This is a genomic window from Mycobacterium sp. SM3041 (assembly GCF_039668335.1).
Classification (GTDB): Bacteria; Actinomycetota; Actinomycetes; order Mycobacteriales; family Mycobacteriaceae; genus Mycobacterium.
Genome location: NZ_JAYXBQ010000074.1, coordinates 58279 through 83245 on the forward strand (window position 1 = coordinate 58279; position 24967 = coordinate 83245).

The following is a 24967-nucleotide window of genomic DNA, read 5'->3' on the forward strand; positions in this document are numbered from 1 at the left end:
CGTGCTACGGAACGGTGGTGTCCAGATAGGCCGACGCAACCTACGATCTCGGTATGAGCTCAGCGCGGAGCCAGCGACGAGGCGGCGAGCGGGTAGGTGCGCCGTTGAATCGACTTGTGGCTCGCCGCCATGATCTGGAAGCAGCCCAACGGATGCTGACACAGTCGCGGTTGATCACCTTCACCGGACCGGGCGGTGTCGGCAAGACCCGGCTTGCTCTGGAAGTAGCGCATCGTGTGCAGGGGAAGTTCCCCGACGGCGCCTGGCTGGTCCGGCTGACCGATCTGAGCGTCGGAGCCGGCGCCAACGACGTCGAGGCCGCGATCGTCAGCGCCCTGGGGATCAGCGATCAGTCAGCGACGTCGCCGCGCGACAAGCTGCTGTCGGTTCTCCCCGAACGCCGACTGATGTTGGTCCTCGACAACTGTGAGCACGTCATCGATGCGGTGCGCGTCACCGTGCCCGTGCTCCTGCGGGCAGCGCCGAACCTGCGCGTCGTCACCACCAGCCGGGAACACCTGGGCGTGGTGGGTGAGGTGCTGCGTCCGGTCCTCCCGTTGAGTGTGCCCGAGCTTGGAACGCCGGCCGAGCAGCTGGCCGCCGACGGATCCGTGAGCTTGCTCGTCGAACGCGCCGTCGCCGTGGACCCGGACTTCGACGTGACTACGGTCAACGCCGACGCCGTTATCGAGCTATGCCGGTTGCTAGAGGGATCGCCGCTGGCCATCGAATTGGCGGCAGCGAAACTGAGGTCCCTCACGGTCGAGCAGGTTGTCGAGCGGTTCCGCAAACGGTTGACCTCCCTCACTGCTTCCGATGTCAACTCGATGTCACGCCACCGATCGCTGCGGGCGATGGTGGAGTGGAGCTACGACCTGTGTCACGGCAACGCGCAAGTGCTGTGGCGTCGCCTGGCGGTGTTTCCAGCGACCTTCGACCTCGAACTCACCGAACAGGTATGTGCTTTTGGCGAGCTGCGTGCCGATGACGTGTTCGACTCGATCGACCGGCTCGTCGCCCAGTCGATCGTGCTCACCGACCGCGGTACGGGAACCATGCGTTACCACCTGCCGGCCGCCGTGCGAGAGGTCGCTGCCGAGTTGGCGGACCAGGCCGGCGAGACGGAGCAGTTGCACCGCCGCCACCGCGACGTGATGCTACGTCGCGCCGCCGGAATGTTGACGCAGTGGTGGGGACCCGACCAGGACAGCTTGATTCGACAGATGAGCCTCGATCACCCCAGCTACGTGGCCGCTGTGCATTGGAGCGCGACAACTCCATCAGAAGGGCAGATCGCGCTCGAACTGCTGGGCCGACTGCGTTATCAGTGGTTGTTGAACGGACGCCTCGCAGAAGGCAGGATGCGCATCGAGTCCATGCTCGCGGCCGAAACGTCACCATCGGCCGCGCGGGCGCACTGTCTGTGGGTCGTCACCTGGATCGCCCTGCTGCAGGGCGACCACGAATCGCCCGTCAGCTGGTTGAAGGAGCTCCAGTCGTACGCCGTGGAGTCCGACGACGAAGTGTTCGCCGCGCACGCGCGCCACTGGACGGCGCTGCGGGATTTGTTCACCGGCGACACGGCCGCTGCCGTAGGTGGATTCAGCAGAGCGGTGGAGGATCACGCTGCCCGCGGCGATCGCGAAATGGAAATGACGGCCCGATACATGCTTTCGAGCGCTTTGGCCACGGACGGCGCGGCCGACCGAGCCCTCGCCGAAGCTCGTGAGGCCGCGACGCTCTGCGAGCAGCACGGAGAACGCTCGGCCCGCGGATATGCCGAATGGGCAGCGGCACTGGCACATTGGTTGCTGGGCCATTATGACGAGGCGGAGCGCACCGCGCGCCGAGCTTTGGCACTACGACGTGGTTTCGGCGACGGCATCGCGGTCGCGCTGACTACCGATCTGCTCGGGTGGATCGCCGGTGACCGCCGTCAATTCGGCCGTGCGCGGGTGCTCTCCCGTACGGCGATGGGGCTGTGGCAGGCAATCGGAACCTCCATCGGTGCGTTCGGACCCCGGTTGTCCGGTTTCGCTGTCGCCCACACCCCCGAGCCTGCGCCGGCGGACACGTCACCTTCCGTCAGGCCGATGGACGTCGATGAGGCGATCGACTTCGTGCTCGGCGTCCTCGATGGTGCACACAGATCGGCGCGCCTGCCCAGCGAACCGCTGACGAAACGGGAATTCGAAGTCGCAGCGTTGGTCGAGGTGGGCCTGTCCAACCGCGAGATCGCCGAGCGCCTCGTCATCTCCAAGCGCACAGCAGACGGCCACGTTGAGCGCATTCTTTCCAAGCTGGGCTTCGCGTCCCGCGCTCAAGTGGCTGCCTGGATGGCCCGGCACCCGTCGCCGCGCTAGACGCGCCGCAGGTTCATGCCTCCGTCGACCACGATGGCCGTGCCATTGACGAAGGATGCGGCGTCGGAGGCCAGATAGGTCGCCAGGCCCGCGATGTCGGCCGGTGCGGCCATTTCGCCCTGACCCTGGGTCACCACCTCCGCGAACGACGCGCCGGTGATGTCGGCGAAGACGTCACTGGTGCGGGCCACCATCTCGGTGTTGACGAAGCCCGGACAGATGGCGGTGGCACGCACCCCATGGTCACGCAGCTCGAGCGTCATAGCTTCGGTGAGCCTGATCAACGCCGCCTTGGTCGCCGAGTAGACACCGAGGAGGGGGAAGGCCGCCACGCCGCTGACCGAGGCGATGTTCACGATGGCACCGCCGCCATCGATGAGCGCCGGCACGGCATGCTTGTACACAAGCCAAGGTCCGCGCACGTTGATCGCCATCAACCGGTCGAAGTCCGCCTCGCTGGTCTCGTGCAGCGGGCCGATCGCTTCCACACCGGCGTTATTGACCAGCACATCGATCCCGCCGAGGGACGCGGTCGTCGTCTGCACTGCCGCGGCCACGCTGTCGGCTGAACTCACGTCGCATGTGACACCGATTGCGCCGCGGCCGATCTCTTTCGCTGCGACGTCGGCGCCCTCGATGTCAGCGATCGCGACGACTGCACCGGCTTCGGTAAAGGCTTCGGCGATCGCGCGACCGATCCCGCGGTGGCCGCCGGTTATCAGCGCTCGCTTGCCGTGGAGAGATCCGCTCATCTCAGTGCGTCTTCTTTCTGTTCGTGTCAAGTGTGGACAGGGTGAATCAGGTTGTAATGGTGGGTATTTCGTCGGTGGTGGCCGGTCACTGCAGGCCCCGGCCACCACCGACGCCTCAGCCGACGACGCTGGCCACGGCTTGCCTGACCAGCAGCGGGCCAAGGAATTCCGCCATCGCGTCGTGGATCTCCGCGGTGCGCGGGACCGCCCCCGACACTGACAACGTGGTGTGCATCAGGCGTGGGAGGCGTCGGCATTGCGTCGGCACCCCGGCGGCTTGCAACGCAGCCGCGTAGTCCTCGGCTTCGTCCCGAGTCGGGTCGATCTCCATGGTGACGATCAGTGTCGGCGGCAATCCCGACAGGTCGTCGGCCCGGATCGGTGCCGCCCACGGCGACGTGGCGTTCGCGGGGTCACCCAGGTACATGGCCCACATCCGTCCCCCGATCTCGGCCGAGATGATCGGTCCGTTCGCGAACTGCTTGCGAGAGCCGTTGTCGGCCAATGGGTCTACGGGTGGCGTCACCAGAATCTGGGCCCGCAGCGTGGGGCCGCCCTCGTCTCTGGCGCGTAGTGCGGTCACCGCCGCAAGGTTCGCTCCGGCGCTTTCGCCGCCGATCGCAATACGGTCGGGGTCTCCGCCGAACTCGCTTGCATGCTCACCCGCCCACCGCAGCGCGGCGAGGACGTCATCGGGGCCTGCGGGGAAGGGATGTTCGGGTGCCAGCCGATAGTCCGGTGACACCACGACCGCGCCGACTCGTTGAGCCAGGACCGCGCACGGCTCGTCGAATGCGTCGAGGCTTCCGCCGATCCAGCCACCACCGTGAACGAACACGATGACGGGTAGCGGAGCGGTGCTGCCTTCGGGGCGATACAGCCGCACCGGGCGCTGTCCCTGCTCCGTTGGATAGGAGACTTCGGTAACGGAGACCCCGGTCGGCAGCGGAAGCTGCAAGGCCGTGAAGGCTTCCAGGCTGAAGCGAACTTCCTCCAGCGAACACTGCTCGAGGGGTTTCATGCCCATGTTCATCATGCCTCCGAGCAGGAAGACTTCGCTCCCGTCAAGACTGACCAGTGGCGAAACCGGCCTTTCGTGACCGTCGAAGGCAAATCCGCTGAAGTCGTGCGCCGCCACCTCGGCGACGATCGCGCGAAACATCGGGGCGCCGGTGAAAAGCGAGATCGGGGTCCGCGCCTTGCCCTTGATGTTGTCGCCCATATACCACGTGGTCGCGGTGGGAAACAGTGTCACGTCGGCGACTTCACAGACCAGCTCGTTGTAGCGGGTCTCGGCCTCATCGGTCACTTCCGCTGTTCGGTACCCGCGCTCGTCCATCGTCGTGATCAGGTCTGCGATGAAGTCGACGCTGTCTTCGATGGCAGTGGGATTGTTGAACAACGCAGCGGGACCTTGCGGGCCGTTGATGTGGAAGAGGTTCGGAAACCCGTGGGTGGCCGCGCCCAGATAGCACCGTTGGCCGTGCGCCCAGTGATCGGTCAGTTGCTTGCCTTCACGGCCGATGACGCCCATCCGCATCAGGGCTCCCGCGCCCACATCGAATCCGGTGGCCAAGATGATGACGTCGAATTCGTATTCCTGCTCAGTGGTGGCGATACCTTTTTCTGTGATGCGCGCGATCGGTGTCGTGCGCGCATCGACGAGGCGTACGTGGGGCTCGTTGAATGTGTCGAAGTAGTTGGTTTCGAACGTCGCCCGCTTGACCCCGTACGGGTAGTCGGTCGGGCACAACAGTTCGGCGACCTCGGGGTCGGTGACACGCTCGCGGATGCGGCTTCGGATGTAGTCGGCCACCGTCCGGTTCGCTTCGGGATTGGTGATCAGGTCGTAGTAGGTGGAGGCAAGCATGCGGAAACCGCCGCCGTTGTAGAACTCGTCGTAGACGGCGCGTTGTTGCTCTGGGGTGTGGGCCGCTGCGGGAAGTACCGCGCGGGGATACGCCGCGCCCGCGATGCTGTTGCGTGCCTCCTCACGAATCTTCGGGTAATCGGCCACCGTGGCGTTGAATTCGTCGTCGGACAACGGCCTGTTGCCCAGGGGGCAAGCGAAGTTCGGGGTCCGCTGGAAGACCGTCAATTGGTCGACCTCACTGGCGATGGTCTGGATGACCTGGATGCCCGTGGACCCCGTGCCGATCACGGCGACGCGTTTGCCGGCCAAGTCGATGCCGTCTTGCGGCCAGCTGCTGGTGTGCACCACCGTGCCGCCGAAGTCGTCCTGTCCGGGGAAGTCATTGGGCTTCGTCACCCCGAATCCACCCGCCGCGTTGAGGAAGAACCGTGCGGTCGTGATGGCCCCGTCGTCAGTACCGACGCGCCACCGCGCGGTGTCCTCGTCCCACACCACCGAGGTAACCCGGGTGTTGAAGCGGTAACTGCGTCGGAGGTCGAACCGGTCAGCGACGTGTTCGAGGTATCGCTTGATCTCGGGCTGCGCGGCGAAACGCTCCGTCCAGCGCCACTCGCGCTGCAGGTCCTCGTCGAACGAGTACGAGTAGAAGATGCTCTCGAAATCGCAGCGCGCACCGGGGTAGGTGTTCCAGTGCCACACTCCGCCGGCGCCGGGCGCGGCTTCAAAAGCTTGCACAGAGAGCTTCAACCCGTTACGGAGTTTGTGGGTCGCATAAAGACCCGAGAATCCTGCTCCAACGATTACGGCGTCAACGTCATTGGTGTCCATGTGTTCATCGTGAAGAAAAGTGATCCGTCACACATCCGGCGTACTACCCGTACCCATACCTGTGTCCATACCTGATCCTTCTGCCGCACGTGCCAGATCAAGGTGCAAGTGCGCAGCCGGTTGTGCCGATCTTGAGCTGCGCCGATCCTCGAAAAGATGGCATTCGGGTCAGTAGGAGCCACGGCGAGCCGATTGGTTGCCGGCGGATTCGCTTGGCAGGGTTGATATTCGGTGGAACCATCGGCGCCGGCGCCGCGTCCGGGGCTCGTTTGTTTGATTTTCGGTCTGGCGCCGTATGGTGAGTGAGGGATGTTTTGCGAGCGTTTCGGTGCAGCCTTGCCGGCGTTCTAACGGGTGTCGGGGGAGCGCGACGATGACGGCACTTCTGCTGACGTTGACGGGTTTGGCATTTCTCGACTCCCTCAACGTCCTGAACATCGGTGTCGTGTCGGCGGTGATCTACGGCAGTCGGTTGAATCGCCAATCTGCGCTACCGGGCGGGATGAGCTTCATCGCCGGAGTGCTCGCGGTAACAACCACTTTCGGTCTGTGTGCCGTACTCGGCCTGGGATTGCTGAGCAATCTGACCAACTTCCACCTGACACCGTCGGTGAGGTACTGGGGTGAAATCGCGCTGGGACTGGTGCTGATCGTGCTGGCATTCTTTCCGCTGGTCGCCCAAAGCACCGCTCCAGGCTGGGCCCTGGCTGCGATGCGCCAGCGCCCCTGGCTGCTTGGATTCCTCGGCGCCGCAATCGGTCTCGGCCAGGCTCCTACCGCTGTTCCGTTCTTGGCAGGCCTGGCAATGATCGCGGCGCTGCATCCTCGGCCACCCACCTGGCCAGTGATGGTGATCGTGTACTCGGCGTTGACCATGTTGCCGTGCATGGTGCTTCTAGGCCTGTCCACCAGTCGAAGTAAACAGGCCGACCAGGCGCAGCGCTGGCTGGTGCGAATCCTCACTCGATACGGGCCGATTGGGGTGCGTCTCTTATTTCTGGTCGCTGGGGTGGCGCTGTTCGCGGACGCGGTTGTTCACCACAATCGATGGTGGTGACACCAGACTCGCATCTGATGGGGGTATCCAAAAGGTACAGCCGGGTTCGGTATGTCAACCCGCAGAGGCGAACTCGGCGTCGCGTCGCGCGGTGTGGTTTGGACCCGTTAGGAGGCGGTGGCGGCGGCCGGCTGTCCGGCGAGGTCCAACGCGATGTCGACGATCATGTCCTCCTGACCACCGACGAGGCCGCGCCGGCCGACTTCGAGCAGCAGAGCACGGGCGTCGACGCCGTAGCTGCGCGAGGCGTTCTCGGCGTGGCGCAGAAAGGACGAGTAGACCCCGGCGTACCCGAGGGTGAGAGTTTCGCGATCGACTTGGACCGGCCGGTCCCGTAGCGGGCGGACGAGATCGTCCGCGGCGTCCTCGAGCGCCATCAGATCGCAGCCGTGCGTCCACTGCAGGAGATCGGCGACCGCGATGAACGCTTCGATCGGGGTGTTTCCCGCTCCAGCTCCCTGGCCGGCCAGCGATGCGTCGACGCGGGTGACGCCTTCTTCGACCGCGGTGACGCTGTTGGCCACCGACAGTGAGAGGTTCTCGTGGGCGTGTACACCGATTTGGGTGCCGGGGTCGAGGATGCCGCGGTAAGCGCGGATCCGCTCGCGAACGCCGTTCATCGTCAACCGTCCTCCGGAGTCGGTGACGTAAACACAATGCGCGCCATAGCTTTCCATGAGCTTTGCTTGAGTGGCAAGCTGCGCGGGGTCGGTCATGTGGCTCATCATCAAGAAGCCCGAGACGTCCATGCCGAGCTCGCGCGCCGTCTGGATGTGTTGGGCGGAGATGTCGGCCTCGGTGCAATGGGTGGCGATCCGCACCGAGCGGACTCCCAGGGCGTAGGCGTGTCGCAATTCGGCGATGGTGCCGATGCCGGGTAACAGTAGGGTGGTCAACACCGCAGTGCTGATGCTGTCGGCGGCGGCTTCGATCCACTCCCAGTCGGTGTGGCTGCCAGGGCCGTAGTTGAGCGATCCGCCGGCGAGCCCGTCGCCGTGGGCGACTTCGATGGCGTCGACACCGGCGGCGTCCAGCGCGCCGGCGATCCGGGCCACGTCGCGCGTGCTGATGCGATGGCGGATGGCGTGCATGCCGTCACGCAGCGTGACGTCCTGGATGTATAGCGTGGGGGTCATGGGCGTGCCTCCGACAGCAGGGCGTTGGTACTGGTGCGGCGGGCGATGGCCTCTGCGACCTGGATGGCGGCCGAGGTCATGATGTCCAGGTTGCCTGCGTAGGCGGGCAGATAGTGGGCGGCTCCTTCGACCTCGAGGAACACCGACACCCGGGTGCGCACCGGCGCGGAGCCGGGGCGCAGCAGGGTCTGCACGGGTTCGTCGGGTTCGATGGGGGTGAATTGGACGTCCTGCTTGAGTCGGTACCCCGGCACGTAGTGGGCGACCCGTTCGGCCATCTCGTGGATCGAGTCGCGGATCGCGGCGTGGTCCGCGTCCCCGATCAGGCAGAACACGGTGTCACGCATCATCAGCGGCGGTTCGGCGGGGTTGAGGACGATGATGGCCTTCCCCTTGGCGGCCCCACCGACCGATTCGATTGCGTGCGAGGTGGTTTCGGTGAACTCGTCGATGTTGGCGCGGGTCCCGGGTCCGGCTGACTTCGATGCGATGGAGGCCACGATTTCGGCATAGGGCACCGGCGTGACCGCCGACACCGCGGCGACGATCGGCACGGTGGCCTGGCCGCCGCAGGTGACCATGTTGACGTTGCGCGCGCCCTCGTCGAGGCATTTGTCCATGTTGACCGTTGGGACCACGTAGGGGCCGAGGGCTGCCGGTGTCAGGTCGATGAGCGTCTTACCATGTGGCGCAAGGGCGGCGGCGTTCGCGATGTGTGCGCGGGCAGACGTGGCGTCCAGGACGATGTCGATCTCGCCGAAATGCGCCATCGACATCAACCCGTCGACGCCCTCGTGGGTGGCCGGGATGTTCAGGCGGCGGGCGCGCGCCAAACCGTCGGAGTCGGCGTCGATCCCGACCATCGCCGCCACTTCCAGGTGGTTGGAGGTGCGCAGGATCTTGAACATCAGGTCGGTGCCGATGTTGCCGGAACCGACGATGGCGACCTTGGTCTTGGTCATGGCGTGTCCTTGGGGGAGAAGGTTGTTGACACCTCGCCCAGCGAGGTGATTGCAGCGCGGATATGGGTTCCCGGTGGCGCCGGGGCCATCGGACCCAGTGCGCCGGAGAGAATGACCTGTCCGGCCCGCAACGGCTCCCCGTACTGTTCGGCGGTTCGGGCCAGCCAGGCCAGGGCGTTGAGAGGGTCGCCGAGGCAGGCGCTGCCGGTGCCCTCGGAAACCAGGTGATCGTCGGCGTACATCTGCATGGTGACCTCCCGCGGTTCGAAGTCGGACAGTCGGACCCGTTTGTCGCCGAGCACGAACAGTCCACTGGAAGCGTTGTCGGCCACTGTGTCGGCAATCGTCAAGTCCCAGTTCGCGATGCGACTGTCGACGATCTCGAGCGCGGCCACGGCGTAGTCGACCGCACTGCGGACACTGGTCGCGGTGAAGTCGCCGCCGATGAGGTCGTGGCCGAGGACGAAGGCGATCTCTGCCTCGACCTTGGGCTGTAGGAGCCGTGCCGAGGGCACCGCATCGACATCGGTGACGAACATGTCGGCGAACAGCACGCCGAAGTCGGGTTGGTCGACTCCGAGTTGCTGTTGCACCGCCGGGGAGGTCAATCCGATCTTGCGTCCCACCACCTCGCCGCCCGCGGCACGTCGTCGCCGCACGAGCTCCTGCTGGACGGCGTAGGCGAGGCCGATGTCGGCACTGCCGATGAGATGTCGCACGGGGGAGATGGGCCTGCCGGTGTCGGCTGCGTTGGTCAGGAGGTCGGCCGCCTCGGTGACGACGGCGGCATCGCTGTGCAGGCTCATCGAGAGCCCTCCGCCAGTCGCGCCGTCGCCACCGCGAATCCGGCGATCCAAGCCGGAATCGGCTCGTAGAAACGCATGTTCATCGTGTATCTGCCGACCGCGGCCAGCGATGCAAAGGCGGCGATCCAGGTGCGGACCTCGTGCGCGGAACCGCCGCCCTCGGCGCCCATCGCCTCGGTGGTCCAGGCGTCGAACTCGGCGAGGGGACCGTGCTCGAGCAGGTCCAGGAACCTGTTGTCCCAGCCGGGGTTGATAGGGATCATCGTCGTGCCGCCGGCCGCGTACTGCCGGCCGGCTTCGATCACTCGCCCCTCGCCGCGAGTGCGCTGCTCGGGTGTCGGTGGATGCCCTTCGATCAGGGCATCGGCGACCTTCGGCGGGGCGCCGTCGAGCACCGGGACCGGCGGATCGTGGGAAAGGCCTCCGGAGGCGAGGAAGAGCACGCGCCGGTCGAGGTGGGTGACGGCTTCACCAACTGCGTTGCCCAGGGCGCGAATTCGGGCGACGGGGCACAGTGGTGTGGCGACACCGTTGACGAAGATCGGCACCACCGGGATGCGGTCGATACCTCCGAAGAGCGTCTCGAGGGGTTGGGCGAAGCCATGATCGACGGTCATCCGCGCCGAGACGGTCAGATCGACGCCACGCTGGAGCACGCCCTCGGCGATACGGCGCGCGGCGTCGGTGTCGACGGACAACGGCCCGGCTGACGAACCGAAATCGCCCACCGCGTGGGCTTCGGTGCCCAGACAGAAGGGTGGCATCTCCTTGTAGAAGAAGCCGTTGTAGTGATCGGGTGCGTAGAGCACCACCAGATCGGGAGCGAAGTCGGCGATAAAGGCCCGCGCGGCGTCGACTGCAGCGGCGACCCGGCCGAGGGTCTCGGGGGCGGGATCGTTCTTACCGATGAGCGGCGAGTGTGACAGGCCAACGACGGCGGCGGTCATGTCGATACCTCAGTTGTCGGATGACGGATGGATGATGACCTTGCCCATGACGTCGCCGTCGAGCATCTGCTGAAAACCCTTGTGGATGTCGGCGAGTGGCAAGGTCCGGTCGATGACGGGCCGGGTTCCGGTGGCCTCGAGCAAACGCAGCAGCGCCTCGAATTCGGCACGCGTCGCTCCTGTGGACCCCAGGATTCGCAACTGCAGGTAGAAGATTCGTCCCAGGTCTGCCGGCGGATTCATCCCGGTGGTCGCGCCGGCGACCACGACTGTGCCGCCGGGGCGCACCGACTTCAGTGAGTGCGACCAGGTGGCGTCACCGACTGTCTCGATGACCACGTCGACCCGCTCGGGCAGTCGTTCCCCGGTGGGCACGGCTTCCCGCACGCCCCAACTCAGCGCCTGGGCGCGTTTCGCCGCGCTTCGACTGGTGGTGTAGACGACGGCGCCCGCGGCCACCGCGAGTCTGATGGCGGCGGAGGACACCCCGCCGCCGACCCCTTGCACCAGGACACGGTCGCCGGCCTTGATGTTGGCCTGGGTGAACAACATTCGGTAGGCAGTCGTCCACGCCACCGGCAGACACGCCGCCTCATCGAAGGTGAGCCAAGGGGGCATGGCGACGAGGTTTCGCCGCGGTACCGAGATGTACTCGGCGAATCCGCCGTTATGCCGTTCGCTCAGCAGCGCACGATTAGGGTCCAGTGTTTCGTCTCCGCCGCCGGCGTCCGGGTTGGCGATGACCGGATGAACGATGACCGGATTGCCGTCCTCGTCGTACCCCGACACATCACAGCCCAGCACCATCGGCAGGTGCTCTGCGGGGTGCCCGACACCGCGCAGGGTCCACAGGTCGTGCATGTTCAGCGCGGAGGCCGCTACCCGAACGACGGCCCACCCCGGGCGGGGTTCAGGTTTCGGCACATCGCGAAGTTCGAGCCCCTCGAGGGGGTCATTTGGATTCTGTGAAACAGCTACTGCGGCAAGCACATCGCCAACGTTGGCGGTGGTGATCGTCGATTCACAGCCGGTGTGCCGTTGTGCGAAACGCTCGCTGGAACTCGTTCGGCGACCGGGGTTGTGTGGTCCGCATGACTTCGACCATGCAGGCGGGCGACGAGTGTCAGGCACGCACGTCGCCGCCGAGCACCATGCTGCGACGTCCCGCTCAACTCGAGCGCACCGTCGACGTGTCGGGGCTCGTCGACAGCGATGGTGGGCTGCTGGACCGCGCGGTGTGGACCGATGAAGTGATCTACCGGCAGGAGCAGCGGCGGATCTTCGCCACCAACTGGCTGTTCCTCGCCCATAGCGATCAGTTCCACAAGCCCGGCGACTTCTTCACCACCTACATGGGTGAGGACCCGGTGATCGTCACGATGGACAAGAACCGCAGGGTCCGGGCGTTTCTGAACTCGTGCCGGCACCGGGGGGCGCGGGTGTGCCGTGCGGATTTCGGCGCGACCCGCAGCTTCACCTGCACCTATCACGGGTGGGCGTACGACCTCGAGGGCAAGTTGATCGGCATCCCGAACAAAGAGGGTTACCCGGACGGCTTTCAGTCCGGTCAGTGGGGTTTGGTCGAGGTGCCGAACGTGGATTCCTACCGGGGGTTGATCTTCGGGAACTGGGATCCCGATGCGATTACTCTGCGCGACGCACTGGGCGGCATGACCTGGTACATGGACGCGATGCTCGACCACGATCCAGAAGGCACCGTCGTCGTCGGCGGCGTGCACAAATGGGTGTTGGAGGGCAACTGGAAACTCGCCGCCGAGCAGTTCGCCAGTGACTGGTACCACGTGAACATGAGTCACGGCTCCGCTCTGACGGTGCTGTCGCCAAGCGGAAAGCCCAAAGACGAAGTGGTGCACCGCACCGGACGGCAGTACGTCGATCCGATGGGGCACGGGCACGGCTTCCCGGTGCATCCGCGCAATCGGTTCGACGCCCAGACCGTGCACGAGTGGATGGACTACGCCGCCCTGCGCCTGCGGTTGGGCGATTCACGCGTCGAGGGCCCCTTGACGACCGGGCATGCCAACGTGTTCCCGAACTTCTCCTACCTGCCGGTCAACGGATCGATTCGGGTGTGGCACCCGAAAGGCCCTGACCGGATGGAGGTTTGGGCGTGGACCATCGTGGATAAGTCGATGCCCGAGCATGTGCGCGAGGCTCAGCGCCTCTACAACCTGCGCACGTTCGGTCCCAGCGGAATCTTCGAACAGGACGACGGTGAGAATTGGAGTGAGGTGCAGGCCATCTCGCACGGATTCATCACCAACTCCGTCCCGCTGAACTATCAGATGGGCCTGGGTTCCGAACGCGAGGACGGGCGCCATCCGGGGATGACGAGTGAGTTGTACAGCGACGCCGCCGCGCGCTCGTTCTATGCGCGCTGGTGCGACGTGATGAACACCCCGGCGTGGCACGAGCGAAAGGCCGCCGATGAGTGAGGGCATCCGCGTCGCGGCCGTCGACGACATCCCCGAGGGCGAGGGCATCGTCATCGAACGGTCGATAACCGGTACCGACGACGACGTGGCTCTGCTGCGCGACGACGATGGCAGCGTGTGGGCACTGGACAACACCTGCACCCACGCCGACGCTTCGCTGGCCGAGGGTTGGGTCGAGGGCGGTCACGTGGAGTGCCCACTGCACTCGAGCAAGTTTTGTCTCAAGACCGGCGCCGTCGACGGCCTGCCGGCCACCAGGGACGCCCGCCCACATCGGGTAGAGGTGCGTGACGGTCAAGTGTTTCTCTATCCGGGAGAGCGGCCCTGATGACCAGGCGGGTCGCGGTGGTCGGCGGCGGTGTCGGCGGCGTGAGTGTCATCGCGGGCCTGCGGGCCGGCGGCTTCGACGGCGACGTCGTACTGATCGATGAAGGGGAGTTCCCCTATGACCGACCCCCGCTGTCGAAGGCCTACCTGGCCGGCGATGCCGACCTGAAAAGCATTGCCCTGCAGCCTCCGGAGTGGTTCGACGACCAGCGTGTGCGGTTGATGTCACACAGCTTGGTGGGGGCGTTGCGTCCCGGTCTGGGTGTGGTCGAGCTCTCCGACGGCAGCGCAATCCGGGCGGACAAGGTCGTCCTTGCAACCGGCGGTCACGCGATTCGGCCACCTATCCCGGGGGCTGACAGCACCCGCGTGCACACGCTGCGCAGCGCGCAGGACGCGGACCGATTGCGCGCCGCACTGGTGCCCGGTGGGCGCCTGCTGATCGTCGGTGCAGGCTTGATCGGCGCCGAAGTGGCGTCCACAGCAATGCATCTGGGCTGCCACGTCACAATCGTCGACCCGGTCGCGGCGCCGCTGGCCGCGATCGTCGGCGACGAGGTCGCTTCCTGGTTGCACGGCATGCACACCGCACACGGTGCCATGGTGCTGCGCGGTGTCGTCGAGTCGTTCCAGGATTCGCCAGACGGAATCACCGCTGTACTGGCCGGCTCCGAGCCGCGGGTGTTCGACGCAGTCGTACTGGCTGTCGGAATGGCCCCGGCTACTCCGCTGGCGCGCGATGCCGGTCTGACGGTAGACGGCGGCATCGTCGTCGACTCGATGCAGGTGACGTCGAATCCGGCGATCCTCGCGGTCGGCGACGTCGCACGCACCTGTGCCGGCGGTCTCCTGCTGCGCCGCAGCGAGCACTGGGAAGCGGCCCAGCACGACGCACAGCGCGCGGCCGCGACGATCCTCGGCGGGCCCCAACCTGCTGCCGGCGCGTCCTGGTTCTGGACCGACCGGTACGGGACACATGTCGAGGTCGTCGGAAACCTCACTGGCGCTGACGAGTTCGCGTCTCGAGGGTGTCCAGGTGAGCAGCCGTACGCGTGCTTCGGATTGCGTGACGGGCGGGTCACCGGAGCGGTGGCGGTCGGTGACTCCGCGTCTGTTCGGGCCGCGCGCCGGCTGATCGACCGCGGCATCACGGTGTCTGCTGCCGAACTGGGCGACCGATCTGTGGACCTACGCAGGCTGATCAGACGATGACGACGACACGAAAGAGCGCGTAATGAGCAGTGCGACAGAGATATTGGCCGGCATCGACGGTGCGCGGCGAGCCGATCACAATGTTCATTTCGAGGTCGAGCAGTTCTACTACACCGAGGCCGAGTTGCTCGACGAAGGGCGGTTCACCGACTGGCTCGATCTATTGGATGACGATCTCGACTACTGGATGCCCACCAGAACCAACCGACTGCGTCGCCAACAGGCGCTGTCGATCTCGGCGCGGGGCGAGGCGGCGTTCTACGACGAGACCAAAGAGAGTCTGGCCTGGCGGATCCGCCGCTTCGACTCCGGCATGGCCTGGGCCGAGGACCCGCCCTCGCGGACACGGCACTTGGTAACCAACGTCGTTGTGCACCATCTGGATTCGAGTGAAGGGACCGGCTCCGAGCTTGCCGCGCGCTCGGCGTTCCTGGTATATCGCAACCGCCTCGAACGCGAGGAGAACGTTTTCGCGGGGCGTCGCACCGACATCCTGCGTCGTAGCCCAGACGGCGGATTGAAGGTCGCTCGCAGAGTCATCCTGCTGGACCAGAGCGTGCTGCAGGCCAAGAACATCTCCACCTTCTTCTGAATCGACGCGGTTCTTCGACCCGACCGCATGAAAGGACGTGCCCGTGACCAGCACGGAATTGGACACCGAGATCGACGAGATGCCCACGGTGCACCGGCGGACGGTGACGACCTCCTACGGGGACATCGCCGTCGCGGAGACCGGAGAGGGCCCCGTGCTGGTCATGTTGCATGGCGGCGGGCCGGGGGCCTCCGGGCTGAGCAACTATCACCAGAACCTGCCCGCGCTGGCCAAGAGGTTCCGAGTGGTGCTGCCCGATCAGCCCGGTTTCGGCGGCAGTTACCGCCCCACCGAGGCAGACCTCGATGCGCAGTCGATCACCCAGATCTCGGTTGGCGCACTCTTCGAGGCGCTCGATGCCCTCGGTGTCGACCGGTTTCATTTGCTGGGCAACAGCCTTGGCGGCGCGGCGGCCATCGCAATGGCACAGGCGCAGCCGGACCGAATCACCGGACTGGTGCTGATGGCCCCCGGGGGTGGTTGGCTGCCGTTCGGTCCCACCCCAACCGAGGGACAAAAGGAGATGTTCCGGTACTACAACGGCGATGGACCCAGCGAGAAGAAGATGTCCAACTTCATCCGCGCAATGGTCTTCGACCACAAGCAGTTTGGCGCCGACGTCGTAAGGGCCCGGTACGAGGCATCGCTGGACCCCAGCCACATCGAGTTCTATCACCGGTACAACGCTGCCTTCGGCAAGCGACACGGGATGGATCCGCTGTGGCGGGATCTGCACAAGATCACCGCCCCGACCCTGCTGCTGTGGGGCCGTGATGACCGCACCATCACCCTCGACGGATCCCAGATCATGCTCAAGCAGATCCGTAACGTGCAGCTTCACGTGTTCGGCAACTGCGGCCACTGGGTGCAGTTGGAGCGTCAGCGCGATTTCGAACTGCTGGTGGCGCAGTTCCTGGCGGAGTTGCGGTGACCGGCTGGCTGCAGGGATACGTCGCGCTGATCACCGGCGGAAGTACCGGGATCGGGCGGGCCGTCGCCGAACGCTTCATCGCCGAGGGTGCGTCGGTCACCATCCTCGGTCGTGACACCGACGCGCTGAACGCCGCCCTTGAGGCCAGCGCCGACCCGGCCAGGCTGCACGCGATCAGCGCGGACGTGCGCGATTCGGAGGACCTGCATCGCGCGGTCGAAGAGACGGTTGACCGTTTCGGCAAGCTCGACACACTGGTGGCCAATGCCGGGATCTGGGACTACCACCGTCAACTGACACGGATGACCGGCGAACAGCTCAGTGAGACATTCGATGAGCTGTTCGCCATCAACGTCAAGGGTTATCTGCTGGCCGCCGAGGCGGCGTGGCGGGAGCTGGTCAAGACTCGTGGCAGCATCGTGATGACACTGTCCAACGCGTCCTTTTACGTCAATGGCGGCGGGCCGATCTACACGGCCAGCAAGCACGCGTGCCTCGGGCTGATGCGTGAGCTCGCCTACGAGTTGGCGCCGAAGGTCCGCGTCAACGGCGTGGCCTGCGGGGCGATGAACACGGCGTTGCGCGGGCCGGCGGCCCTGGACATGCAGGGCCGCACGCTTGCGGCGTCCTTTGCGAAGAAGAAGCCGGACGATCCGCCGCCACCGATCCCGCTGTACGACTCGAGCACCGATCCCAGAGATTTCACCGGGTCCTACGTTCTACTGGCCAGCCGCGAGCAGAGTGGACCCATTACCGGACAAGCGATTTCGGTCGATGGAGGTATCGGCGTGCGCGGGTTCGCGGCGGCCGCTGGAGGGGACCACCTGTGAAGCGGCTGTCGCTGGACCTGGGGTCGGGGTGGACGGTCACGCCGGGTGCGACCGACGCCCTCGACATCATGCGGCGTGACGAAGACGGCGAGCGCGTGGAGGCGGTGGCCCGGTATGCAACCGGAGGTCCGCTGCGCGACGCCTACCCGGTGGGTGCCCACGATGTCGAAATTCGCATCTCTCGCCGAGACCCTACTTCGTCGCGGCTGACAGGCTTTCTCGACGAACTCGGCGCGTCGATACTGGCAGCAGACCGCGGGTGCCGACGCGTTGTCGTAGCTGTTGCACCCGATGATCTGGCCGCGGTGACGGCGGCGGAGTCGGTGGGCTTTCGCCACGTCGTGGACGTCGACGTTCCCGGTGAGGAATTGAGTCTGCTTGTCCGAGAACCGGAGTGGGTAACTCAGGTAGACGCCGACCTCGATCGAGTGCCCGGCGCCTGATCACCCATTGCGGTGTGACTGACCCATTGTCCGGGAGGCCGAAGCGCAGACGCGCCGCAAGCTGTGCGTGAGCGGACGAAGATCGGCGGAGACGGGCACCGACACCGACATCGCGGCGATCGGTAATCCGTTGCGGCCGAACACCGGTGCGGCGACGCAGCCCAATCCAGGGCGGCTCTCCTCGCGCTCGATGGCGACGCCTTCACGCCGCACGCGATCGAGCGCACGCGCCAACTCGTTGCCATCTGTGATCGAGTGGGAGGTGAGTGCGGTGAGCCGGCCGCTGAGGATCTTGTCCTCCGCAGTCGCGTCATAGGCCAACAAAACCTTCCCGACGGCGGTGCAATGCGCGGGTAAGCGCCCGCCGACCCGTGACGGGGCGACCGCGTTGCGATGTCCATACAGTTTGGCCAGGTAGACGACGTCGGTACCGTGCAGCATCGCGAGATGCACGGTCTGGCGCGTCGCGTCGAACAGTTCGGTGAGGAAGGGCATCAGCTGGTCACGCACCCGCTCGTGGCTCGGCGCGTACACCGCCAGGCCCAGTTCGTGTAACCGGGAACCCAGCCGATAATCGGTGCCGATGCGTTCCACCATGGCATTGCGCTCCAGCATCCCCAACACGCGGTACGCGGTCGACTTGCTCAGGCTTGCGCGCCGCGCGAGTTCGCTGACACCGACACCGGTGCTGGCCTCGGCTCCGAATGCAACCAGCAGGCTGAACGCCTTGTCGACGGCGGCTCGGTCGTCGCGCACGGAGTCGAGTACGGCTGTCATGACTTCCTCCAGGGGGCGTGTGACGGGGTCTGTTTGATTTCACTGTTCGTCACTCTTAGTAACCATGATGCAAAACCGGCTGCTGTTCGTCAATAATGACGATATGACTATTAAAAGTGACAGTGCGTCGGAGGAGAACCAGCTCGTCGCCCGGAACGTGCGCCGGTTCCGCCGAGAGCGTGCCATGTCACTGGGGGAGTTGGCCCGCCGTTCCGGTCTCGCCAAGCAGACGTTGTCCAAGATCGAACAGGGCACCGGCAACCCGACGGTGGAAACGCTGGCGCTGCTCGGCGCTGCGCTGGACCTCCCTGCCCGGCGGCTACTGACCGAATGGGGCACCCCCGTGTATGTCCAACGTCGCGATGACGGGGTGTGGATCGACGGACCCGAGCGGGCGGAGCGCCTACTCGACGAAATCTACGGCTCGGGTTATGTACGCACGCTTCTGCTACGACTGGAGCGCGGAAGCGCTGAGCCTGCAGTGGTCGAGCCGCACCCACCCGGCACCCTTAATCACCTCTTCGTGATCACCGGGAGGCTGCGCACCGGTCCGCTCAGTGAACCGGTCGACCTGGCCGCGGGCGACTTCGTTCGATTCCCAGGCGACGTGGCACACCGCTATGTGTGTCTCAGCGATCGGGTGACTGCGCACATGGTGACCACGTTGCCTCAGATTCGCCAGATCGGCCCTGTCATACCGCCCAGCCACGGCGGCAGTGACGATTGATGACCTCGTACGTACCCATATCTCAGAACGGGCGGCGCGTAAGTGGAAGTGCCTCTGCCAGTGGACTTGTCGAAATGAACGATCGCGAGAACTGCCGCCGACCGCTACGGAAGGACGCTGAGCGAAATCGGCAGCGGGTGATCGAGGCGGCTCGCCATCTGTGCGCAACAAAAGGTCTGGACGCGACGCTCAACGACGTTGCCCACCATGCAGGCGTTGGCGTAGGCACCGTCTACCGGCGGTTCGCCACCAAGGAAGACTTGTTCAAGGCGATTTTCGAGGACCGGCTCAATCAGCTCGCAGATCTTGCCGAAACGGCATTGCGCGAACAGGATTCGTGGCAAGGGTTCGCGTCGTTCGTTCAGCAGGTGTGGGAGATCACCGTGACAGACCGAGGTATGGGCGAGATTGCGTTCAGCAAGATCCAAGTTGGTGAACGACTGGAGGCGGCGCGTCACCGGCTTCTGAGCCACCTGTCGAAGCTCGTTGAGCGCGCACAAAATGACGGCCACCTTCGCCCGGAGGTTTCCCCGACCGACATACCCATGATGGGGCTGATGTTAGTTGCGGTCAGTCAATTCGCTGGCGCCGTCGAGCCCCATCTATGGCGGCGCTACGTTGAGTTCTTCCTCGAAGGACTGCGCAATCGCAACCCTGCTATGCGCCTCGAGCTAAATGCACTCAGCGACGACCAGCTTGATACAGCAATACAAACCTGGCGCCCGGACGGGCTGGTCTGAGTGAGCCGAGTGCATCTGCGATTCACCAACATCGGACGAGATCGTCCCGAGGCCGACGTCGGTGTTGCCGCCACCAGTTCGAGAGGCACGTCGAGGTCAGGTCGGGATGGCGCGGCGCCGTGTCTCGATTTGCCGAACCAGGCTGTGGATGGTGTTGTCGCGGTTCAGGACGGCATCGGTGAGTGGGTTCAGGACGCCGCGCAAGGCCGAGTAAGCGGCCCATGGACGTGGGGCGAAGATGCGCGGTGAGCGTTTCCGCAGACCGGTGACGAGGCCGGCTGCGACGACTTCGGGTACCGAGAAGTGGCCGAGGGGTCCGCGGAAGGCGTGCCTGAACAGTTGGTCGACCAGCTCGTCGCTTTTCGTGGAATCGGTGATCGGGGTTTTGGTCCACGATGGGTAGAGCACGCTGGCGGACGCGCCGTAGGGGGCGAGTTCGGCGCGGAGGCTGCGAGCGAGCATCTCGACCCCGGCTTTGGAGGCGCCGTAGGCCGAGTTCAGGACCGCGTTGGTGAATGAATAGCCCGACCCCGTGACGACGACTTGGCCCTGGTTTTCGGTGATCTGCGGGAGTGCCGGCTTGATGGTGCGGATGACGCCGAGCAGATCCACCTCGATGACCTTCTCGTAGGTGGTCAGGTCGGCGGTGGCGAGCGTGACGGGGGGATTGTTCGCGATGCCGGCGTTGGCCCACACGACATCGAGATGGCCGAATTGTGCGACGGTTTTGTCGACGGCGGCGCTCATCTGGTCGACGGCGGTGACGTCGGCGGGGAGGGGCAGTGAACTTCCGGCGGGTAGCTGTGCGGCGAGTGCGGTGACGGCATCGTCGGACAGGTCGACCAGGACCACTTTGGCGCCCTGGGCTGTCAGTGCCCGTGCGCCCGCGGTACCGATGCCGCCGGTGGCGCCGGTGATGAGGATGACTTTGTCTTTGAGGTCGTAGGTGGACATCGAATTCCTTGATCAGTAACGGATTTGGCGAGTTAGTCGGCACATGGGAGGTCGGTGCCGGCGCTGACTGCAGAGATCGGAAGGGGCATTTGTCCCCAGAGCACTTCGAGCATTCAGTTCCGGTTTGGTTCCGGAATTGGCTGTCTTCCCGCGGAGCCGGTCAATGCCAAGGTGGGCTCGTGTCGGCTGCTGGCTTGGCTGTCATGCCATCCGCTGGGGGACGCGATATCGATCGCACGTTGGACGGCTCGGTCACGGAAGCCGATGCGCTCGACGAGGGTGCGGAAGAGGCCGGGTGCCTTCGCCGTCAGTGTGAGCGTTTTGGGGATGATGATCTGGTCGGCGCGGCGCTCGATGCCGTTGACGATGCCTGCGGTCACCGTCTGCATCGGCACCATCTTCCACAGGCCTTTATCGTTGCCGCCCCACAGTTCTCGGCCGGCGGGATCGGCGACGACGTCGTCCATCATGGGGGTACGGACGAAGGTCGGGTGCGCACTGCCGACACCGACACCCAGAGAACGGAGTTCGAGTCGAATGCTGTCGCACATGGCCCAGACGCCGGCCTTGCTGGCGGTGTAAGACGCTTGCAAGGGCGAGTGTACGAACGCAGCCATCGAGGAAATCGCGAGGAGATATCCGCGATGGGGCTGCACGTGAGGCAGGGCAGCCCGGAAAGTGCGCCAGACGCCGGCAAGGTTGATGTCGATGACTTGTTCAAATGCCGCGGGGTCGAGGGTGGCCATCGGCGCCATCGTGTCGATGCCTGCGTTGGCGATCACGATGTCGAGACGTCCGAAATGCTCGGCGGCGCCCATCATTGCTATTTCGAGGCTGCCGAGGTCACGCACGTCGGCCCAGAATCCTCGCGCGACGGTGCCGCCGCCGAGTTGTTCGGCTTGGGCCGTGACGGCTTCGAGGTTGAGGTCGAGCAATGCCAGGTTGGCGCCGCGTGCGCGCAGCGCGTCGGCAAGGGCGGAGCCGAGGCCACCGGTGGAGCCGGTGATCACGACGGTGCGTCCGGTGAGGTTGTAGCGGGACACGGGGTGTTCTCCTGATCTGCCGTGATTACGGGGCGACCGGTACGCGGTCGTGCAAGAAAGCGATCTGGTCTGCAACGACGCGTTCGAATGCCTCGCCGGTGTAAATGTCGAAATGGCCTTCGGGATATACCCGCACGACTCCCTGCGGTGCGGTGCGGGCGTGGCGCAGAGTCGCCTCGGCAGGGGCAACGGTGTCGGTCTCGCACACACAGAACAGGATCGGGCAGTGCACCTGCGCGGCGAACCGGCCTGGACGACGCAAGGGGATTCGCAACCCCACCCGCGCCGCAACCTCGTTGCGGTGAGGTGCCCCGTCGGGAACGAGGCCGAGGTATCCGGGGACCGCGTCAGCGGCGGTCATCAGCGCTGCGGATTTCGGCGGCCCGGCCAAGGGCAACATGATCGGCGGCTTTCCGGCGAGGCCGGCGATCGTATCGGCGATTGCGCGGGTGGTGACCTTGAGCGACGTCCACGGGTCCATTGCGGACAGGGAGGCGATGCCGTCGGTGAACGGACACTGCGCGATGACGGCGGCAACACCGGGTTCGCGAGCGGCCGTGACGATCACATGCCCGCCGCCGAAGGAGGTGCCCCACAGCACAATTCGGCTCGAGTCAACATCTTGGCGGCGGCGGGCAAATGCGACGGCGGCGGACCAGTCGGCAAGCTGTCGATCAATGTCGAGCAGTTGGCGGGGCTGGCCGTCGCTGGCGCCGAAATGGCGGTAGTCGAACACCAGGCAGGCGTAGCCGGCGGCAGTGAATCGCTCCGCGTACGCATCCAGCCGCATCTCTCGGATGCCGCCCAGTCCGTGGGCCATCACGATCACCGGCGCGGGCTGCGCGGTGTCGGGGAGGTACAGCCACGCACGGCAGGTCGCATCACCGGACGGGAATTCGACGTCGAGGCGGCTGGTCATCGGTAGCTCCTCTTGGCGCGGGTCGCGCTTTAGTGGGTCGGCAGACATTGGGCAACTCCTTATGGATCGAGAACCGATGTGGGCTTGGCCTCGAAAACTGCTACCAGTGATGTTCGTCGCTCAAGCGCGAATCGCAAAGAGGCGGTTGCACACGAAATCACCATTTACTTGGGCGCTGGCCCGACGCAGCTCTAGTCTGAGTGGCATGAGGTGGCAGAGACCTTCGCCCCGCATATGCGAGTTGATGCAGACCGGAGTGGAGAGCCTTACTGCGCATGGTGAGGTTCTTGAGTCTCTTCTCGCCGAGATCGATGAAGCCACGCTCGCTGACCAGGCGCCGGGTTTGACGCTGGACCCTGCGCTGGTTGCGGCGTTGCGCCGCAGTAACAAGGCCAACCTGCTGTTTTGGGTCGAAGCCGTGCGCCGCGATCCCGCTGCGCCAGTGGCCCCCAACTCCGGACCTGAGCCCGCGATCATCGCCCGTGACCTCATCCGCCGTGGCCTCGACGACAGTGTGCTGCAAGCGTGGCGTGCAGGGCAGAACGTGGCGTGGCGTCGCTGGATGAGCATCGCCCTCGGATTGACCGGCGATCCTGATGAGCTCGCCGAGCTGCTGGACTTCAGTGCTCGCTCTATCTTCGGATTCGTCGATGCGACAATAGCTTTGGTCTCGGCGCAGATGCGTGACGAACGTGAGCAACTCACCAAGGGCACGCAAGCAGAACGACTCGAAACCGTCACACTCCTGATCGAGGGCGCACCTCTTCGGCGCGCCGTCGCCGAATCCCGGTTGGGTTACGGTCTCGATCAATCGCATCTGGCTGCGATCGTGTGGAGTAACCAGGTGGAGCCTGATGCAGCCACTTTGGGCCAGGCCGCCGAAGCGCTGGTGACGGTCGCCGGGGCGCGCCGGCCACTCACTGTCACCGCCAGCGTCGGCGCGCTGTGGGTGTGGGTTCCAGCCGATCATCTTCCCGACGCGCAAGTGCTCGAATCGGTACTCGGCCAGACTGACGCCTTCGTGGCGATGGGGTCACCCGCCTCGGGCATTGATGGATTTCGTCGCAGTCACCTCGAGGCCCTGGCCACTCAACGGCTCCTCGTGCGCGCAGGCCATCTGCGTTGCGCCTGCTGGGATTCCCTACAGCTGGTCGCGTTGGTCGGTCACGATGACGGGCTTGCTCGCGAGTTTGTGATGCGTACGCTGGGCGACCTGGCGCACGCTGACGCGGAGCTGCGCCGAACTCTGGCGGTGTACTTACGCGAACAGTCGAACGCACCCCGGGCCGCGAAAGTTCTTTTCACACATCGTAATACGGTGTTGGCGCGCGTCGCTCGCGCCGAACGTCTGCTCCCAAAACCCCTCAGCAGTCAAAGTCTTGAAGTCGCAGTCGCGCTCGAACTTGCGCCGTGGATCGACTCGAGGGGCGGGTGATGGGTTGTGTATTTTCGCACCTCTTAGCGCCGGCGGCTGGCGCGACGACGTTGTGGTGCGCTGTCATGCTGCGCGGCGCGCAGATGATCGGACATCAGTTGTGCCATGGCCTGTCGTTGCGGTTCTGTTGGTAGGGGCACCTCGGTCACCATTTGGCCGACCATGAGGCCGACCGGCGCCGCCCACAGGAGGTCTGCAATTGCGCTGGCGTGGGGCGAGCGTGCGCCGATAAGTTGTGCGATGCGTTGCAGCCCCGGTTGAAGCTTGGCGAGTTGTTCTATTCCCAGGGTCGACCGCAGTGATCTGGTGGCGATGAGGATTTCCATGGCCGTCATGCTGGCCGGGTTGAGGAAGGTCTTCCAGGCAGCGTCGGCGAGCGCTTTCATGCGTTCGTCGGTTTCGGCAATGCCTTCGACTTCGTCAGCGAGATCGTTCACCGAGCTCACAAGGGAGGTGATGGCGTGGTCGACGACGGCGGTAAGCAGCCCGTCCCGATCGCCAAAATGATATTGGACGACCCCGGTGCTCACCCCGGCGCGTTCGATGATGTGCCTGGTGCTGGCAGCGGCAAATCCTTCTTCGCGGATGCACCGGATCGTCTCTTCAATGACGAGTTCCCGCGTGCGCTCGGCACGTTCTTGACTGCGATGTCGGGATTGCCGTGGTGTGATGCGGTTTTGGGGTCCCGCGGTCATCGGTGCGCAACCCCGTGTATCCGACTGCTCGGGGAGCAGTGTCGGTGCGTGGCGACGTGGGGTTCTGTCACGTTGCGCCGTGATCGTCGAGACGGCGCGACACCTGCGGTGATCGGTGGCTGCACGCGTCGATCCTATGCGGGTGCCGCAATGCGATGACTG

The 24967-nt window shown here is 65.2% G+C and carries 25 protein-coding genes; 12 read left to right on the forward strand and 13 right to left on the reverse strand.

Annotation, left to right across the window (positions count from 1 at the left end; genetic code table 11):
• Positions 1–59 precede the first annotated feature (59 nt).
• Positions 60–233 (reverse strand): hypothetical protein, encoded by a 174-nt coding sequence (locus tag VXD91_RS24765; RefSeq protein ID WP_346416693.1) that lies wholly within the window; start codon positions 231–233, stop codon positions 60–62.
• Here VXD91_RS24765 and VXD91_RS24770 point away from each other — a divergent pair.
• The gene (locus VXD91_RS24770) at positions 153–2363 is read left to right on the forward strand and encodes a LuxR C-terminal-related transcriptional regulator (protein ID WP_255251180.1); all 2211 of its coding nucleotides are present in this window, start codon (positions 153–155) and stop codon (positions 2361–2363) included. The genes VXD91_RS24765 and VXD91_RS24770 overlap by 81 nt on opposite strands.
• Here the strand turns inward: VXD91_RS24770 and VXD91_RS24775 are convergent.
• Together VXD91_RS24775 and VXD91_RS24780 are read right to left on the reverse strand one after the other, a co-directional pair.
• Entirely contained in the window at positions 2360–3115 is a 756-nt protein-coding gene (locus tag VXD91_RS24775) for a glucose 1-dehydrogenase (RefSeq protein WP_016895005.1), read from the reverse strand. The genes VXD91_RS24770 and VXD91_RS24775 overlap by 4 nt on opposite strands.
• 115 nt (positions 3116–3230) lie before the next feature.
• Complete coding sequence (locus tag VXD91_RS24780) at positions 3231–5816, reverse strand: alpha/beta hydrolase fold domain-containing protein (protein ID WP_346416674.1); 2586 nt, start codon at positions 5814–5816, stop codon at positions 3231–3233.
• 373 nt (positions 5817–6189) lie between these two features.
• Here VXD91_RS24780 and VXD91_RS24785 point away from each other — a divergent pair, with 373 nt between their 5' ends.
• Positions 6190–6873, forward strand: coding sequence for a GAP family protein (locus tag VXD91_RS24785; RefSeq protein ID WP_079630330.1), 684 nt, complete (start codon positions 6190–6192; stop codon positions 6871–6873).
• A gap of 107 nt (positions 6874–6980) precedes the next feature.
• Here VXD91_RS24785 and dmpG read toward each other — a convergent pair whose 3' ends face one another.
• From dmpG to VXD91_RS24810, 5 genes are read right to left on the reverse strand one after another with little or no spacing between them, the layout of a single operon-like run.
• Entirely contained in the window at positions 6981–8009 is a 1029-nt protein-coding gene (gene dmpG / locus VXD91_RS24790; protein ID WP_095795046.1) for a 4-hydroxy-2-oxovalerate aldolase, read from the reverse strand.
• A complete protein-coding gene (locus VXD91_RS24795; protein WP_095795047.1) occupies positions 8006–8971 on the reverse strand; it encodes an acetaldehyde dehydrogenase (acetylating) in 966 nt (321 codons plus the stop codon). Before VXD91_RS24795 ends, dmpG begins: the two co-directional genes overlap by 4 nt.
• Positions 8968–9777: a fumarylacetoacetate hydrolase family protein gene (locus VXD91_RS24800; protein ID WP_346416675.1), complete on the reverse strand. Its 810-nt coding sequence runs from the start codon at positions 9775–9777 to the stop codon at positions 8968–8970. The genes VXD91_RS24795 and VXD91_RS24800 overlap by 4 nt, the downstream gene beginning before the upstream one ends.
• Complete coding sequence (locus VXD91_RS24805; RefSeq protein ID WP_016894999.1) at positions 9774–10724, reverse strand: 3-carboxyethylcatechol 2,3-dioxygenase; 951 nt, start codon at positions 10722–10724, stop codon at positions 9774–9776. Before VXD91_RS24805 ends, VXD91_RS24800 begins: the two co-directional genes overlap by 4 nt.
• 9 nt (positions 10725–10733) lie before the next feature.
• Positions 10734–11714 carry a zinc-binding dehydrogenase gene (locus VXD91_RS24810; RefSeq protein ID WP_095795048.1) on the reverse strand — a complete coding sequence of 327 codons (981 nt, stop codon included), beginning with the start codon at positions 11712–11714 and terminating at the stop codon, positions 10734–10736.
• A gap of 287 nt (positions 11715–12001) precedes the next feature.
• Between VXD91_RS24810 and VXD91_RS24815 the strand changes: the two genes are divergently transcribed.
• The 7 genes from VXD91_RS24815 to VXD91_RS24845 all read left to right on the forward strand — a co-directional run bounded on the left by VXD91_RS24815 (position 12002) and on the right by VXD91_RS24845 (position 17515).
• Positions 12002–13180: an aromatic ring-hydroxylating dioxygenase subunit alpha gene (locus tag VXD91_RS24815; RefSeq protein ID WP_207554451.1), complete on the forward strand. Its 1179-nt coding sequence runs from the start codon at positions 12002–12004 to the stop codon at positions 13178–13180.
• The gene (locus tag VXD91_RS24820; RefSeq protein ID WP_016894996.1) at positions 13173–13508 is read left to right on the forward strand and encodes a non-heme iron oxygenase ferredoxin subunit; all 336 of its coding nucleotides are present in this window, start codon (positions 13173–13175) and stop codon (positions 13506–13508) included. Before VXD91_RS24815 ends, VXD91_RS24820 begins: the two co-directional genes overlap by 8 nt.
• On the forward strand, positions 13508–14719 hold the full coding sequence (locus VXD91_RS24825) for an FAD-dependent oxidoreductase (RefSeq protein ID WP_293021413.1): 1212 nt from the start codon (positions 13508–13510) through the stop codon (positions 14717–14719). Before VXD91_RS24820 ends, VXD91_RS24825 begins: the two co-directional genes overlap by 1 nt.
• 22 nt (positions 14720–14741) lie before the next feature.
• The gene (locus tag VXD91_RS24830) at positions 14742–15311 is read left to right on the forward strand and encodes a 3-phenylpropionate/cinnamic acid dioxygenase subunit beta (protein WP_079630323.1); all 570 of its coding nucleotides are present in this window, start codon (positions 14742–14744) and stop codon (positions 15309–15311) included.
• A gap of 79 nt (positions 15312–15390) precedes the next feature.
• Entirely contained in the window at positions 15391–16242 is an 852-nt protein-coding gene (locus VXD91_RS24835) for an alpha/beta fold hydrolase (RefSeq protein WP_095795068.1), read from the forward strand.
• Entirely contained in the window at positions 16239–17072 is an 834-nt protein-coding gene (locus VXD91_RS24840; RefSeq protein ID WP_016894992.1) for an SDR family NAD(P)-dependent oxidoreductase, read from the forward strand. Before VXD91_RS24835 ends, VXD91_RS24840 begins: the two co-directional genes overlap by 4 nt.
• Positions 17069–17515, forward strand: coding sequence for a hypothetical protein (locus tag VXD91_RS24845; protein WP_095795049.1), 447 nt, complete (start codon positions 17069–17071; stop codon positions 17513–17515). The genes VXD91_RS24840 and VXD91_RS24845 overlap by 4 nt, the downstream gene beginning before the upstream one ends.
• Here the strand turns inward: VXD91_RS24845 and VXD91_RS24850 are convergent, their stop codons facing one another.
• Entirely contained in the window at positions 17516–18292 is a 777-nt protein-coding gene (locus VXD91_RS24850; RefSeq protein ID WP_095795050.1) for an IclR family transcriptional regulator, read from the reverse strand.
• A gap of 67 nt (positions 18293–18359) precedes the next feature.
• Here VXD91_RS24850 and VXD91_RS24855 point away from each other — a divergent pair, with 67 nt between their 5' ends.
• The gene (locus tag VXD91_RS24855; protein ID WP_346416676.1) at positions 18360–19019 is read left to right on the forward strand and encodes an XRE family transcriptional regulator; all 660 of its coding nucleotides are present in this window, start codon (positions 18360–18362) and stop codon (positions 19017–19019) included.
• Between the two features lie 74 nt (positions 19020–19093).
• Positions 19094–19759 (forward strand): TetR/AcrR family transcriptional regulator, encoded by a 666-nt coding sequence (locus VXD91_RS24860; RefSeq protein ID WP_165694934.1) that lies wholly within the window; start codon positions 19094–19096, stop codon positions 19757–19759.
• 96 nt (positions 19760–19855) lie between these two features.
• Here VXD91_RS24860 and VXD91_RS24865 read toward each other — a convergent pair whose 3' ends face one another.
• From VXD91_RS24865 to VXD91_RS24875, 3 genes are all read right to left on the reverse strand, one after another.
• Complete coding sequence (locus VXD91_RS24865; protein WP_346416677.1) at positions 19856–20713, reverse strand: SDR family NAD(P)-dependent oxidoreductase; 858 nt, start codon at positions 20711–20713, stop codon at positions 19856–19858.
• 113 nt (positions 20714–20826) lie between these two features.
• Positions 20827–21756 (reverse strand): SDR family NAD(P)-dependent oxidoreductase, encoded by a 930-nt coding sequence (locus VXD91_RS24870; protein ID WP_346416678.1) that lies wholly within the window; start codon positions 21754–21756, stop codon positions 20827–20829.
• A 25-nt stretch (positions 21757–21781) separates the two neighbouring features.
• Positions 21782–22675, reverse strand: coding sequence for an alpha/beta fold hydrolase (locus tag VXD91_RS24875; RefSeq protein WP_346416679.1), 894 nt, complete (start codon positions 22673–22675; stop codon positions 21782–21784).
• 244 nt (positions 22676–22919) lie between these two features.
• Here VXD91_RS24875 and VXD91_RS24880 point away from each other — a divergent pair, with 244 nt between their 5' ends.
• Entirely contained in the window at positions 22920–24110 is a 1191-nt protein-coding gene (locus VXD91_RS24880) for a helix-turn-helix domain-containing protein (RefSeq protein ID WP_346416680.1), read from the forward strand.
• A gap of 23 nt (positions 24111–24133) precedes the next feature.
• Here the strand turns inward: VXD91_RS24880 and VXD91_RS24885 are convergent, their stop codons facing one another.
• A complete protein-coding gene (locus VXD91_RS24885; protein WP_095795055.1) occupies positions 24134–24805 on the reverse strand; it encodes a TetR/AcrR family transcriptional regulator in 672 nt (223 codons plus the stop codon).
• Between the last annotated feature and the right edge of the window lie 162 nt (positions 24806–24967).

What these genes read in the sequence shown, in the direction of transcription:
- VXD91_RS24770 (WP_255251180.1), top strand. Translation starts at nt 153, where the DNA reads ATGCTGACACAGTCGCGGTTGATCACCTTCACCGGACCGGGCGGTGTC.
- VXD91_RS24765 (WP_346416693.1), bottom strand. Translation starts at nt 233, where the DNA reads ATGCGCTACTTCCAGAGCAAGCCGGGTCTTGCCGACACCGCCCGGTCC.
- VXD91_RS24775 (WP_016895005.1), bottom strand. Translation starts at nt 3,115, where the DNA reads ATGAGCGGATCTCTCCACGGCAAGCGAGCGCTGATAACCGGCGGCCAC.
- VXD91_RS24780 (WP_346416674.1), bottom strand. Translation starts at nt 5,816, where the DNA reads ATGGACACCAATGACGTTGACGCCGTAATCGTTGGAGCAGGATTCTCG.
- VXD91_RS24785 (WP_079630330.1), top strand. Translation starts at nt 6,190, where the DNA reads ATGACGGCACTTCTGCTGACGTTGACGGGTTTGGCATTTCTCGACTCC.
- dmpG (WP_095795046.1), bottom strand. Translation starts at nt 8,009, where the DNA reads ATGACCCCCACGCTATACATCCAGGACGTCACGCTGCGTGACGGCATG.
- VXD91_RS24795 (WP_095795047.1), bottom strand. Translation starts at nt 8,971, where the DNA reads ATGACCAAGACCAAGGTCGCCATCGTCGGTTCCGGCAACATCGGCACC.
- VXD91_RS24800 (WP_346416675.1), bottom strand. Translation starts at nt 9,777, where the DNA reads ATGAGCCTGCACAGCGATGCCGCCGTCGTCACCGAGGCGGCCGACCTC.
- VXD91_RS24805 (WP_016894999.1), bottom strand. Translation starts at nt 10,724, where the DNA reads ATGACCGCCGCCGTCGTTGGCCTGTCACACTCGCCGCTCATCGGTAAG.
- VXD91_RS24820 (WP_016894996.1), top strand. Translation starts at nt 13,173, where the DNA reads ATGAGTGAGGGCATCCGCGTCGCGGCCGTCGACGACATCCCCGAGGGC.
- VXD91_RS24825 (WP_293021413.1), top strand. Translation starts at nt 13,508, where the DNA reads ATGACCAGGCGGGTCGCGGTGGTCGGCGGCGGTGTCGGCGGCGTGAGT.
- VXD91_RS24830 (WP_079630323.1), top strand. Translation starts at nt 14,742, where the DNA reads ATGAGCAGTGCGACAGAGATATTGGCCGGCATCGACGGTGCGCGGCGA.
- VXD91_RS24835 (WP_095795068.1), top strand. Translation starts at nt 15,391, where the DNA reads ATGCCCACGGTGCACCGGCGGACGGTGACGACCTCCTACGGGGACATC.
- VXD91_RS24850 (WP_095795050.1), bottom strand. Translation starts at nt 18,292, where the DNA reads ATGACAGCCGTACTCGACTCCGTGCGCGACGACCGAGCCGCCGTCGAC.
- VXD91_RS24855 (WP_346416676.1), top strand. Translation starts at nt 18,360, where the DNA reads ATGCAAAACCGGCTGCTGTTCGTCAATAATGACGATATGACTATTAAA.
- VXD91_RS24860 (WP_165694934.1), top strand. Translation starts at nt 19,094, where the DNA reads ATGAACGATCGCGAGAACTGCCGCCGACCGCTACGGAAGGACGCTGAG.
- VXD91_RS24865 (WP_346416677.1), bottom strand. Translation starts at nt 20,713, where the DNA reads ATGTCCACCTACGACCTCAAAGACAAAGTCATCCTCATCACCGGCGCC.
- VXD91_RS24875 (WP_346416679.1), bottom strand. Translation starts at nt 22,675, where the DNA reads ATGACCAGCCGCCTCGACGTCGAATTCCCGTCCGGTGATGCGACCTGC.
- VXD91_RS24880 (WP_346416680.1), top strand. Translation starts at nt 22,920, where the DNA reads ATGCAGACCGGAGTGGAGAGCCTTACTGCGCATGGTGAGGTTCTTGAG.
- VXD91_RS24885 (WP_095795055.1), bottom strand. Translation starts at nt 24,805, where the DNA reads ATGACCGCGGGACCCCAAAACCGCATCACACCACGGCAATCCCGACAT.